This is a genomic window from Cryobacterium sp. AP23 (assembly GCF_054075385.1).
On sequence record NZ_CM133415.1, the window covers coordinates 3,908,460 to 3,920,935 of the forward strand.

Here is a 12,476-nt window from a genome sequence, read left to right on the forward strand (position 1 = left end):
CCTAGGCTCGATTCATGAAGCTCGTTTCCACCCCACGCGTCGAGTACCTGCGTACCCTCGCGGCCGAGATCCTCAACCTGAACGGCCGGGGCCGGGTGATCGTGGCGGTGGACGGTGCCGACCACGCCGCGCGCACCGCGTTCGCGGACGACCTGGCCGCCGTGTTCGACGAGGCCGACAAGCCCGCTTTCCGGGCCTCGCTGCGGTATTTCCAGCGCTCAAAGGCGGACCAGGCCCGGTTCGGGCCGGAGTCCCCTGAGCGGTTCTACCGGCACGGCTTCGATTACTCGGCCCTTCGCCGGGTGCTGCTTGAGCCGTTCCGGCTCGGCGGCAGCACGGCCTTCGTCACCCAGGTGTTCGACCCCGACCGGGACGCCTGGATCGAACCGACCTGGACCACGGCCCCGACGGATGCCTTCCTGGTGATCGACGGCGAGTTCGCGCTCCGCGGCGAGCTCCGCGACGGCTGGAATTACCGCATCCTGCTCGAGAGTGAAGCGACCTCAGAGGCCGACTATCTCTACCAGAAGGAGGAACGCCCCCGACAGGTGGCGTCAGCGGTGATCGACCTCAGCGAGCGGCACCAGCCGCAGCGGGTGTTCAGCGACTCCTGCTGAACCGGGCGAGCACCTGCCCGGGGGTGTAGAACGAGCCGCGTTCCTCCACCTCGTGCACCAGCGCGGTGAGCGTGGCATTCACCGGGGCGCCGATCCCTGCGGCAGCGGCCTCCCGCACCACGGCGCCGTTGAGGAAGTCCACCTCGGTGCGCTGGCCGCGGGTGACGCTCTGCAGCGTGGAGCCCAGGTTGGGCACGGTGCCCATCCGGGCGCGCATCATCAGCGGCAGCACCTGCCCGGCCCAGGCGGGCAGCCGGGAGAAGGCGCGCAACCGGCGGTCGCCGAGCGCCTGCATGGCACCGAACCGGATGCCGCGGCGCATTCCGACCCGCACCGCCTCGCGCATGCTCAGGGTCATGACGCGGCGGAGGCCCCGGTGGGCGACCACGGCCTGGACGCTCAGCCCCGTGATCGCGGGCAGGGCGTTGAGCATGTTGACGACGAGCTTGGTCCACTGGGCGCCGACGAAGTTGTCGATGGCCGCACACGGCACTGCCGCCGCCAGCACCTCCTGCCACCGGCGGGTGGCCGCGTCGGCGGGGCCGCTGCCGCGGCCGAGGTAGGTGGGCGCCGCCGTGGTGACGGTGACCAGGCCCGGTTCGGTGTAGTTGGCGGCGATGATCGACAGCGCGCCGAAGCAGTCGGAGGAGGGAAGCAGCCGGCGCGCGGTGTCGACCCCGTCGAGGCCGTTCTGGATCACGATCACCGCGGCACCGTCGAGTACGGCGGCGTTGTCGCGGATGGCCGCCTCGGCATCCTGCGCCTTGGTGCACACCAGGGCCAGCTCCGGGGTCTCCACCAGCCGTTCGAGCGCGGCGGGGTGCGCGGTCGCCTGGCCGAAACCGCCCTCCAGCCGGATGCCCCGCTCCCGGATGGCGGCCAACCCGGCGCCGCGCGCGGTGACGGTGACGTCATGGCCGGCGACGCTGAGGAGGGTGGCGAAGGTTCCGCCGAGGGCACCGGCACCGATCACAGCAATTCGCATGCCCTCAGCCTAGGAGCCCGGCCGCTCGGTGTGCGCTACCCGCCCACCAGGACCGGGTCGGCCCCGGCCGGGGCCGTCACCGCGGGCTGGACCACCCGTCGTCCCGACGGCAGCGCCAGTGCGATCAGTGCAGCGACCGCGAGCACCCCGGCGCCGACCAGCACGGCGGGTACCGCCGCATCCACGTACCCGGTGGGTGTCAGGGTGCCGCCGTTGCCGGTGAACACGGCGGTGAGCACGGCCACGCCCAGGGCGACGCCGATCTCGCGGAAGGTGGAATTGGTGCCGGAGGCCTTGGCGTGGTCGTCCGGGACCATGTTGGCGAGCACGGCCGTCGAGCTCGGCGCGAAGACCTGCCCCATGCCGAGTCCGGCCAGGATGAACGCGCCCACCAGCTCGCCGTACTCGACATCGGCCGACATCGTCAGGGCGACCCAGAACATGGCGATGGAGAGCAGCGCCAGCCCCAGCACGATCGGCAGCCGGGTGCCGGTTCTCGGGCTCAGCATCCCGGTCAGCGGTGCCACGATCATGGGCGCCAGCGTCCACGGCATCGTCATCACACCGGCTTCGAGCGGGCTGTGGCCCTGCACGATCTGCAGGAATTGGATGAGGATGAAGATCGACCCGAAGATGCCGAAGCTGAAGGTGACACCCACGAGGTTCGCGATCGTGAAGCTGCGGTCGCGGAACAGGCGAAGCGGCAGCAGCGGCGCGGATGCCCGGCCCTCCCACCAGACGAAGGCCAGCAGCAGCGCGCCGCCGCCGATGAGCGCCGTGAGCACCTCGGTGCTGGTCCAACCGGCCTCGTTACCGCGCACGATCCCGTAGACGAGGCCGAAGACACCGCCGCCGGCCAGCAGCAGGCCCAGCACGTCGGCGCGCAGCCGGGCTCCGAAACTGTTCGGCAACGCCACCAGCACCAGGGGGATCGACAGCAGGCCGAGCGGCACGTTCAGCCAGAAGATGGCTTCCCAGTTCCAGCCTTCCACCACGGCGCCGCCGATGAGGGGGCCGAGGGCGACGCCGAGGCCGGCGATGCCGCCCCAGATGCCGATGGCCGCCGGCCGGAAGCGGTCGGCCACCGACCCGACGAGCAGGGTGAGGGAGAGCGGCATGAGCGCGGCAGCACCGACGCCCTGGAGTGCGCGGGCGGAGATCAGCATCCACGGTTCGACGCTCACGGCGCAGAGCGCCGACGCCGCGGTGAAAAGCGCGATCCCGGCCAGGAACACCGACCGGCGCCCGAACCGATCGCCGATCGCCACGGCCATCAGCATGAAGGTGGCGAAGCTGAGCGAATAGGCGTTCACGACCCACTGCAGCTCTTCAATGCTTGCCGAGAGGTCGGTGTTGATCACCGGGAGGGCGCTGGTGACCACCAGGTTGTCCAGGGTGGCCATGAACATGGGCAGTGACGCGGCAACGACGGCGAGCCAGACGGGCACGCGGTTCAGGCGCCACCCGAACGGCAGAGTGGAGGTTGTGGTCATGGAAGGTCCCTTCGGGAACGAGCCGGAGAATGTTGTAATTGAATGATTACAAGATAGGAGATTAGTAATCGACTGATAACCTGTCAAGTGTGAACGAGACATCCGGCACCGCAGCCGCCCAGCCCACCGAGCGCATCCCCGCCGCGGAGCGTCGTGAGCAGATCCTGGCTGCGGCCAGCGTGGTCTTCGGCGAGCGGGGCTACTCCGGAGCGACCACCGACCAGGTGGCCAAGGCCGCCGGGATCAGTCAGCCCTACGTTGTGCGCATGTTCGGCACCAAGGAGAACCTCTTCCTGGAGGTCCTGGCCAGGGCCCTCGGGCGGTTGGTCGCCGGGTTCAGGCAGATCATCGCCGAACCGCGAGAGCACGGCGCCGACGAGGTCGAGCTGCTGGCCGCGCGGCTCGGCGCCGCGTACGTGGACCTCATCGAAGACCGCGGCATCCTGCTCTCGCTCATGCAGGCGTTCATCAGCGGGCACAACCCAGTCGTCGGCGCCAAGGCCAGGGCCGGCTTCCTCGAGATCTACCGGATGCTGCGCGACGAGGCCGGCTTCCCGCCGGATGCGATTCGCGGGTTCCTGGCCGACGGCATGCTGTTCAACACCCTCCTGGCCATCCGGCTGCCCGACATCTTCGCCGAGGACCCCGACGCCGAGGAACTCATGCGCTGCACGTTCCGTGGCAAGCTCGATGTTGTGCTCGGCGCCACAGCCGCCGAGGCCGCAGAGAATGCCTGATCCCAGCCACGAAGGACCGCCAGTGAACGCCCCCCGCCGCAAACCGAGCAGCACCACGAGCGGCCTCGTACTCATCGACAAGCCCCAGGGCTGGACCAGCCACGACGCCGTCGCCCGCACCCGCCGCCTGGCCAACACCCGCAAGGTCGGTCACGCCGGCACCCTCGACCCGATGGCGACGGGCCTGCTGATCCTCGGCATCAACAGCTCCACCCGGCTGCTCACCTACGTGGTCGGGCTGGACAAGGAGTACCTGGCCACCATCCGCCTGGGCGCCGCGACGACCACCGACGACGCCGAGGGGGAGGAGCTCACCCGGGCGCCCGCCGGCGCCGTCGAGGCGCTTTCGGAGACGGCCATCAGCGCGGGCATCGGGGCCCTCACCGGCGAGATCAGCCAGCGGCCCAGCGCCGTGAGCGCGATCAAGGTGGACGGCAAGCGCGCCTACGCCAGGGTGCGGGCCGGTGAAGACGTGGAACTGCCGGCCCGGCCGGTCACGGTGAGCGAGTTCGAGCTGGTCGGCAGCACCCCGGTCGACGGGTTCCTCGAGCTGGAGGTGCGGGTGGTGTGCTCCTCCGGCACCTACATCCGGGCCCTCGCCCGCGACCTCGGCGCCGGCCTCGGCGTCGGCGGGCACCTCACCAGCCTCCGCCGCACCCGGATCGGCCCGTTCGGCATCGACGCCGCCGACCCGCTCGACCAGCTCGACGTGGCCCGGGCCCTGATCGGCCCGGCGGATGCCGCCTGCCGGCTCTTCGACCGGCTCGACCTGGACGAGCAGCAGGCCCTCGAGCTCAGCCAGGGCAAGCGCATCGCGGCCCCGGACGGCGCCGTTGACGGCGGTCCCGTCGCAGCCGTCGGCCCGAACGGCCGGCTGATCGGCCTGGCCGAGTACCGGGCCGGCCAGGCGAAATCGATCGTGAACTTCCCGCCGGACGAGCCGCCGGCGCCGGCGGCCCCGCAGTCGGCGGCCCCGCAGCCGGCGGAGCCGGAGGAGGCCTCGTGATCGAGTGGTTCACCTACCTGCAACTGGCCGTCGCCATCGCCGCCGGCCTGCTCTGCCTTGGGCTCGGTTTCGCCGGCCGCAAGCCCACCGACCTCAGCATGGGGGCGACGGCACTGGTCGAACTGCTCCTGATCGTGCAGCTCGTGGTCGCGATCGTCGCCCCGCTCACCGGCAACGAGGCCACCGGCAGCCTGTTGGAGTTCTACACCTACCTGGTCAGCGCCATCCTGCTGCCCCTGGCCGGGGGAGCGTGGGCGCTCATCGAACGCAGCCGCTGGAGCACGGTGATCCTGGGCGTCGTCTGCCTGTCAGTGGCCGTGATGGTCTACCGGATGCTGCAAATCTGGACCGTGCAGGGCGTCTGAGCGCCCGCCCGGCCGGCCGGGCGCCCCGGCGACACGACGGCCGTGGATGCTGCGATAATTACTGAGCGATGAATGAGCAGAAGACCGACACCGGAGACAACGCCACCGGCACAATGAAAACGGGCCGGGTGACCGGCATCGGACGCGTCCTGATCGTCGTGTACGGCATCCTGGCGCTCGCCGCCACCGGGCGTTCGTTCGTGCAGATCGTGAGCAAGTTCGACGAAGCTCCCGTGGCCTACGCCCTGTCGGCCCTCGCCGCGGTCGTCTACATCGTGGCCACGATCGCCCTGATCAACCGGGGTGCCGCCTGGTACCGGGTGGCATGGATCACCATCGGCTTCGAACTGGTCGGCGTGCTCGTCATCGGCACGCTCAGCCTGGTCGACCCGCAACTCTTCCCGCACGACACCGTCTGGTCGTTCTACGGCCGTGGCTACCTGTTCATCCCGCTGGTCCTGCCGATCCTGGGCATGTGGTGGCTGGCCAGGCACGCCCCGGTGCGCGCCGGCCGCGACGGCGTGGCAGCATGACCGCCGCCAAGACCACCCCGATGCAGGTGCTGAACGGCGTCGACGCCGTTCCCACCGACTGGCCGGCGTCCGCCGTGAGCATCGGCAAGTTCGACGGCGTGCATGCCGGCCACCGGGCCGTGATCAATGAGCTCAAGACCCTGGCCCGCCGGGAGGGCCTCGCTGCCGTCGTGGTCACCTTCGACCGGCATCCGCTCGCCCTGCTGAACCCCGAGAAGTGCCCGACCGAGCTGGTCAGCGTGCAACAGAAGCTCGATCTGCTCGCCGAGACCGGCCTAGACGCCACCCTGGTGCTCACCTTCGACACCGCCCTGTCGTCGCTGCCGCCGGAAGACTTCGTACGGGACATCCTGGTGAACACCCTGCACGCGCGGCACGTCTCCGTCGGCCGGGACTTCAGGTTCGGCGCGCGCGGAGCCGGCGACGCCGACCTGCTCACCGCGCTCGGCCAGCGCTACGGATTCGACGTGCGTCTCATCGACGACGTCATGCCCCACGGCGAACGCCGGGTCTCCTCCACCTGGATCCGGGAGCTGCTCTCGGCCGGCGACGTGCGGTCGGCGACCCGCCTGCTCGGCCATGCGCCGACGGTGCGCGGTGAGGTCGTGCACGGCGCCGCCCGCGGCCGCGAGCTCGGGTTTCCCACCGCGAACCTGTCACCGCAGTCCGAAGGGCTGATCCCGGCCGACGGCGTCTACGCAGGCTGGCTCACCGACGACGGCAAGCGGTACCCCGCAGCCATCTCCATCGGCAACAACCCCACCTTCGACGGTGTCGCGCACAAGCAGGTCGAGGCCTACGTGCTCGACCAGGACATCGACCTGTACGACCACGTCGTCGAGGTCTCCTTCGTCGAGCACATCCGCGGCATGGTCGCCTTCACCGGCATCGACCCGTTGATCAGGCAGATCGAGGACGACGTCCTGAAGACCCGCGCGATCCTGCACCGCCCGCTGGACTAGTCCGGGTTCTGGCCCGGCGCCGCCGGCGTCTCGGATGGCAGCGGGCCGCGCCCGAACAGGAACAGGATCAGCTCGGCGGCGGTGCCCCGCAACGGCGAGCCGTGACCGACGCTCCACTCGGCATCCGTCGCCACCAGCCGCCGGGTGCGCAGCACACCCTTGATCTCGGTGGGCGCGATCAGGCTGCGGCGGAGCGCCACCGCGCCGCCGGCCGTGGCGTGGATCGGCAGGGTGAGGCCCAGGGGATGCGCCAGGTCCAGGCCGTGCACCACGGCTTCGGTCAGTTCGGTGATGCCGCCCCGGCCCACGCCCGCGGCCTTGGCGGCGGCGATCTCGCGCAACCGGGCCACGAGCTGGTCCGGTTCGGCTTCGGCGGCCCGCCGACTCACCTTGTCGATGGCGCGGCCGGGGCGCAGGAAATGCCCGACGTAGGCGCGGGCGGCGCTGCCGACAAGTTCCCGGTTCGAGCTGCCCAGCCGCCAGACCAAGTGGCCGGCCACGTCACGCACCCGCCACCCGCCGCACAGGCTCTGCGTCTCCCACTGGTCCGGGGTGAGCCCGGCGAGCAGGTCCGCGATCGCGGTGACCGTGGCGCCGACGTGGCCGGCCCAGCGGGCGTTGACACCCGATTCGTTGCCGACGCTCCGAAGGCTCAAGGGGAGGTGTCGCGCGAATTCTGCCATGCCGCCCAGCCTAGACTTGCTGAGTGTCAGACACCCCGCCCCGTTCCCTCTGGGCCGGGCGTACCCTGGCGCTGCTGGGCATCATCCTGGTCGCCTCCACGCTGCGCACCGCCGTGGCCGGCCTGTCGCCCATCGTCACCGAGATCTCCACCGACATCCCGCTGAGCTCGACGGCCATCGGTGTGCTCGGCATGCTGCCACCGGTCTGCTTCGCCGTGTTCGGCATCTTCACCCCGGTCTACACCCGCCGGCTCGGGCTGGAGAACGTGCTGGTGCTCGCCCTCACGGCGATGCTGATCGGCCACCTCACCCGAGGGCTCGCCGGGTCGCTCACCGTCCTGATGATCGGCAGCGTCGTCACCTTCGCCGGCCTCGGCGTCGGCAACGTGCTGCTGCCGCCATTGGTGAAGAAGTACTTCCCGGACCGCATCGGCCTGGTCACCTCCCTGTACGTCACGATGCTGTCGTTGAGCACCCTGTTCCCGCCGCTGATCGCGGTGCCGGTCGCGGATGCCGCCGGCTGGCGGGTGTCGCTCGGACTGTGGATCCTGCCGGTCCTGTTCGCCCTCGCGCCCTGGCTGGCCATGTTCGTGCGCCACCGGGTGCAGGTCACCCCCGGCGCCCTCGTCGAGGAAGCCGAACCCGCCCTGATCGGCAAGATCTGGCACTCGTCGATCGCGTGGGCCCTCGCCGTGGTCTTCGCCGCCTCCTCGCTCAACGCCTACGCGATGTTCGCCTGGCTGCCCCGGCTGCTCATCGACACCGCCGGCGTGACCCCCGGCCAGGCCGGCACCCTGCTTTCGGTGTACGCGGCGATGGGGATCCCCTGCGCCCTGCTGATCCCCTGGCTGACCGCCCGGATGAAGAACGTGGCGGTGCTCGTATACGCCGGCGTCGCCGTTTTCCTGATCGGCGACCTGGGCCTGCTCATGGCCCCGGCGACCCTGACCTGGCTCTGGGTGGTGATGGCCGGTCTCGGCCCGCTGTTCTTCCCCCTGGTCCTGGTGCTGATCAACCTGCGCACCCGCACCCACGCCGGCTCGGTGGCGCTGAGCGGGTTCGTGCAGAGCGTGGGGTACACCCTCGGCGCCCTCGGCCCGCTCAGCGTCGCCCTGCTACACGAGCTGACCGGGGGATGGACGGCACCGCTCATCTTCCTGATCTGCACGGCGCTGGCGATCACCGTGGCCGGAGCGGTCATCGCGCGCCCGCACCTGCTCGAGGACGACCTGGAGCGGCGCCACGGCCGCTGAGCCGGCCTGCTCATATGAGCAAGATCGTCAACGCGTGTTGTTCCGGCGCCTGCCGCCCACCTACGCTGGGTCAACCGGGAGGGCACCACGAATGAGCGACATCGACGAGCTCCTGTCCATTCGGGCGGCAGAGCTGTACTACGAAGAAGACAAGACCCAGGACGAGATCGGCACCATCCTCCGGCTCACCCGGTGGAAGGTCGGCCGGCTGCTGGCGCAGGCCAAGGCGAACGGCTTCATCCGCATCGAGATCGTGCACCCCCGCGCCCGCCGGCTCGGCCTCGAACGCGCGCTGCGGGACGCCACCGGGCTCACCGATGCCATCGTGGTGTCCACGGCCGGTGTCACCGACGAGCTCGACCTGCAGAAGCGCACCGCCCAGGCCGCTGCCGACTACCTCACCGCCCTGCGCCCGGTGCCGCGCACACTCGGCATCAGCTGGGGCCGCACCCTGCACGACATCTCGGTGCAGCTCAAGCCCGGCTGGGCCAGCGGGGTCGACGTCGTGCAGATCAACGGCGGCGTGAGCCTGAACGCCCGACCGGGCACGGCCGCGGCCACCGCGGTCAGCATCGCCCAGAAGGGCGCCGGCCAGTTCACCCTGCTGCCGAGCCCCGCGATCCTCGAGCGGGTGGAGACCAAACAGGCCATCGCAACCGACCGGTCGGTCGCGGCGGTGCTGGAGATGGGGTCGTCCGCGTCGGCGTACCTGTTCAGCGCCGGCCAGGCGGACGCCGGTTCGGCGCATGTGGAGAGCGGCTACCTCACCCCGGACCAGGTCGACGAACTCGTGCGCAAGGGCGCCGTGGGCGACATCGTCGGCCGCTTCATCGACAGCGCCGGCCAGATCGTGGACCCGGCCCTGAACGAGCGCACCTTCGGAATCCCGCTGGAGCACCTGCGCCGGGCCAAGACCGCCATCGCGGTGATCGGCGGAGCCCGCAAGCACGCCATAGCCAGGTCCGTCGTCCTGTCCGGCCTCTGCACCGTCCTGATCACCGACGAGGATACGGCCCAAGCCCTGCTAGCCCGCGAGCCCTGAGCCGGGTTCGGCCCTCGAGTTGCCCCCGTGCGGACGAGTTGCCCCGCTAGACGGGGGCAACTCGTCCGTAGCGGGGCAACTCGCGGCTGGAGGGTGGGACTACGCCTCGTGGGGGCGGTCGGTGTTGTCGTCGCGGAGGAGGTCGGCCAGGGCCTGGTCGATGTCGTCCAGCACGGGCGGCTCACCCTTGGCCGTGCTCGTGAGGCGGGCCACCAGGGCCTGCGGGTCGTCGAGATCCTCCGCGGTGGGCAGGATGTCGGGGTGCGCCCAGAGGGCATCCCTGGCCTCGTTGCCCACGGCATCCGTCACGGCCTGCCACATCGCGGCGGCCTCGCGCAGCCGGCGCGGGCGCAACTCGAGCCCCACCAGGGTGGCGAAGGCCGACTCCGCCGGGCCTCCAGAGGCGCGGCGGCGCTTGACGGTCTCGTTGATGGCGTCGGCACGGGGGAGCCGGCCGGTGGCTTCGAGGGTGACCACGTCGACCCAGCCCTCGACCAGGGCGAGCATCGTCTCCAACCGGCCGAGCGCCGCGAGCTGGGCGTCGGTCTTGGGCGGGATCAGCGAGCCGTTGACCATGGCGTCGCGCAGCTCCTCGGGGTTCGACGGGTCGAAGCCCTCCGCCAGGGACTCCAGCCGGCTGGTGTCGATGCTGATGCCGTGCGCGAAGTCGGTGATCGAGCTGATCATGTGCAGGCGCAGCCAGCGGGAGTGCCGGAACAGGCGCGCATGGGCCAGTTCGCGCACCGCGAGGTAGATCTGCACCTGGTCGGTGGGAACATCCAGGCCCTCGCCGAACTCGGCGACGTTCTGGGGAAGGAGGGCGGCCTGCTGGTCGCCGAAGAGGGGGATGCCGATGTCGCCGCCGGAGACGACCTCGCTGGAGAGCTGGCCGACGACCTGGCCGAGCTGCATGGCGAAGAGGGTGCCGCCGAGGTTGCGCATCATCTGGCTGGCGCCGGCGAGCATGCCCTTGAGTTCCTCGGGCGCCTGCTCGGTGAGGACGTCGGTGAGGGAGTCGGAGATGCTCGTGGCCACGGGTTCGGCCAGCTGGCTCCACAACGGCATGGTCGCGGTGACCCATTCCTTGCGGGTCATGAGTCGCGGTTCCACCGTGAGTTCGGCCACGGAGATCACGTCGTCCAGCCAGAGGGCCGCGATGTGGAACGCCTGCTCCAGCTCGGCGCGCTGCGCGGGGGTCGTGGTGTGCTGAGCGGCGGCGGCGCGTTCCTGGCCCTGCTGGAGGGCGATGTCCCAGTTGATGCCACCGTCACCGCCGGCGCGGAGCGCGCCCTGCAGCTGCTGCATGAGCGCGGCGACGCTCGCGGGGTCGTTGGGCAGCCCGGCCGCACCGGCGAGCTGGCTCGGGTCGATGGACGACTTGCCGGACAGGATGTCCCGGAGCATGTCCTGGAATTCGTCTTCTGGGTTCTGACCGTCGTCGGGTCGGGAGTCATCGGGCACTTCAGGCACCTCTCAGTTGCTTGCCTCTACGCTAGCCCGAGAACCCCGGCCAGAACTGGGAAATGACCTACGCTGGGTTCTTCTAGTGTCCGCCTGTCGCGAACACCGTACGAACCCCGTTCACGCCCATAAGGAGCCTGGTGGCCCTCTTCACCGACGATTCATCCCGAGGCCCCGGCCGTCCCCGCCGCGGCTCCCGCACGGGCTGGGTGGTGCTCGGCATCGCCCTGGTCACCGGGCTGGCGCTGGCCGTCGTGCCGTCGCCGTATGTAGTGGAGAAGCCCGGCCCGGTGTACAACACCCTCGGCTCGGCCGACTACCAGGGCGAGGACACCGACCTCATCACCATCCCCGACCAGACCGTGTACCCCACCGAGGGTTCCCTCGACCTGCTCACCGTGTCGGTGCTGGGCAACCCGGACAACCGGTTGAACTGGCTGACCGTGGCCGCCGCCTGGCTCGACCCCAGCCAGGCCGTCGTGCCGCTGGAGTCGGTCTTCCCGGCCGACGAGACCACCGAGGACCGCGACAAGGCCAACGAGGTCGCGATGGTCAACTCCCAGCAGGACGCCATCGCTGCCGCGCTGACCAGCCTCGACTACGACTACCCGAGCGATCTGAGCGTGGTGTCGCTGGCCGATGACGCCCCGGCCACCGGCCTGATCGAGCCCGGCGACCTGATCAGGTCGGTCAACGGTGAGACCGTTGCCGACATCACCGCGCTGCGGGAGGCGCTGGCCGCCAGCGGCGCCGACAAGGCGGCCACCATCGGGCTCAGCCGGGACGGCGCCGACCTGAGCGTCGACGTGACCCCCATCGAACTGCAGGGCTCGGTGGTGCTCGGCATCAACGTCAAGTCCGACTACCAGTTCCCCTTCGACGTCGAGATCCAACTCGACAAGGTCGGCGGGCCCAGCGCCGGCATGATGTTCGCCCTGGGCATCATCGACAAGCTCACCCCCGGGTCCCTCCAGGGCGGGGCGGATGTCGCCGGGACCGGAACCATCGACCAGGCCGGCACCGTGGGCCCCATCGGCGGTATCCGCCAGAAGCTGTTCGGTGCCGAGAAGGCAGGCGCCGCCTGGTTCCTGGCACCCGCCGCGAACTGCGACGAAGTCACCGGTCACATCCCGGATGGGCTGACCGTGCTGGCGGTGGAGACCCTGGACGATTCGCTCGCGGCGCTGGACGCCATCCGCACCGGAGCGGACACCAGCACCCTGCCCACCTGCCCCGCGGCCTGATAGCAGGGCTCCTTCTCGGTGAGCCCTCAGCGAACTGGGGGTTTGCCCTGAGGAGGGCTGCATAGAATGAGGGTCTGACCCCCGATCTATCAGAG

The 12,476-nt window shown here is 70.4% G+C and carries 13 protein-coding genes; 9 read left to right on the plus strand and 4 right to left on the minus strand.

What is annotated here, in order from left to right; all coding sequences use genetic code 11:
- Positions 1-14: 14 nt before the first annotated feature.
- Positions 15-617: a hypothetical protein gene (locus tag ACU5E9_RS18445; protein WP_456811341.1), complete on the plus strand. Its 603-nt coding sequence runs from the start codon at positions 15-17 to the stop codon at positions 615-617.
- Here the strand turns inward: ACU5E9_RS18445 and ACU5E9_RS18450 are convergent.
- On the minus strand, positions 601-1,602 hold the full coding sequence (locus ACU5E9_RS18450; protein WP_456811342.1) for a ketopantoate reductase family protein: 1,002 nt from the start codon (positions 1,600-1,602) through the stop codon (positions 601-603). The two genes, ACU5E9_RS18445 and ACU5E9_RS18450, sit on opposite strands and share 17 nt — an antisense overlap.
- A gap of 35 nt (positions 1,603-1,637) precedes the next feature.
- The gene (locus tag ACU5E9_RS18455; protein WP_456811343.1) at positions 1,638-3,095 is read right to left on the minus strand and encodes an MFS transporter; all 1,458 of its coding nucleotides are present in this window, start codon (positions 3,093-3,095) and stop codon (positions 1,638-1,640) included.
- An 89-nt stretch (positions 3,096-3,184) separates the two neighbouring features.
- Here ACU5E9_RS18455 and ACU5E9_RS18460 point away from each other — a divergent pair, with 89 nt between their 5' ends.
- From ACU5E9_RS18460 to ACU5E9_RS18480, 5 genes are all read left to right on the plus strand, one after another.
- The gene (locus ACU5E9_RS18460) at positions 3,185-3,832 is read left to right on the plus strand and encodes a TetR/AcrR family transcriptional regulator (protein ID WP_456811344.1); all 648 of its coding nucleotides are present in this window, start codon (positions 3,185-3,187) and stop codon (positions 3,830-3,832) included.
- Positions 3,825-4,838, plus strand: coding sequence for a tRNA pseudouridine(55) synthase TruB (truB, locus tag ACU5E9_RS18465; protein ID WP_456811345.1), 1,014 nt, complete (start codon positions 3,825-3,827; stop codon positions 4,836-4,838). Before ACU5E9_RS18460 ends, truB begins: the two co-directional genes overlap by 8 nt.
- Positions 4,835-5,203, plus strand: a complete 369-nt coding sequence (locus ACU5E9_RS18470; protein WP_456811346.1) for a hypothetical protein — start codon at positions 4,835-4,837, stop codon at positions 5,201-5,203. The genes truB and ACU5E9_RS18470 overlap by 4 nt, the downstream gene beginning before the upstream one ends.
- A gap of 68 nt (positions 5,204-5,271) precedes the next feature.
- A complete protein-coding gene (locus ACU5E9_RS18475) occupies positions 5,272-5,736 on the plus strand; it encodes a hypothetical protein (protein WP_456811347.1) in 465 nt (154 codons plus the stop codon).
- 20 nt (positions 5,737-5,756) lie between these two features.
- Positions 5,757-6,698 carry a bifunctional riboflavin kinase/FAD synthetase gene (locus tag ACU5E9_RS18480; RefSeq protein ID WP_456813576.1) on the plus strand — a complete coding sequence of 314 codons (942 nt, stop codon included), beginning with the start codon at positions 5,757-5,759 and terminating at the stop codon, positions 6,696-6,698.
- Here ACU5E9_RS18480 and ACU5E9_RS18485 read toward each other — a convergent pair.
- On the minus strand, positions 6,695-7,381 hold the full coding sequence (locus ACU5E9_RS18485) for a maleylpyruvate isomerase family mycothiol-dependent enzyme (protein ID WP_456811348.1): 687 nt from the start codon (positions 7,379-7,381) through the stop codon (positions 6,695-6,697). The genes ACU5E9_RS18480 and ACU5E9_RS18485 overlap by 4 nt on opposite strands.
- Positions 7,382-7,404: 23 nt before the next feature.
- Here ACU5E9_RS18485 and ACU5E9_RS18490 point away from each other — a divergent pair, with 23 nt between their 5' ends.
- Together ACU5E9_RS18490 and ACU5E9_RS18495 are read left to right on the plus strand one after the other, a co-directional pair.
- Complete coding sequence (locus ACU5E9_RS18490; protein WP_456811349.1) at positions 7,405-8,634, plus strand: MFS transporter; 1,230 nt, start codon at positions 7,405-7,407, stop codon at positions 8,632-8,634.
- 91 nt (positions 8,635-8,725) lie between these two features.
- Entirely contained in the window at positions 8,726-9,676 is a 951-nt protein-coding gene (locus ACU5E9_RS18495) for a sugar-binding transcriptional regulator (protein ID WP_456811350.1), read from the plus strand.
- 99 nt (positions 9,677-9,775) lie between these two features.
- Here the strand turns inward: ACU5E9_RS18495 and ACU5E9_RS18500 are convergent, their stop codons facing one another.
- Entirely contained in the window at positions 9,776-11,137 is a 1,362-nt protein-coding gene (locus ACU5E9_RS18500) for a zinc-dependent metalloprotease (protein ID WP_456811351.1), read from the minus strand.
- A 140-nt stretch (positions 11,138-11,277) separates the two neighbouring features.
- Between ACU5E9_RS18500 and ACU5E9_RS18505 the strand changes: the two genes are divergently transcribed.
- Complete coding sequence (locus ACU5E9_RS18505) at positions 11,278-12,381, plus strand: YlbL family protein (RefSeq protein WP_456811352.1); 1,104 nt, start codon at positions 11,278-11,280, stop codon at positions 12,379-12,381.
- Positions 12,382-12,476 lie beyond the last annotated feature (95 nt).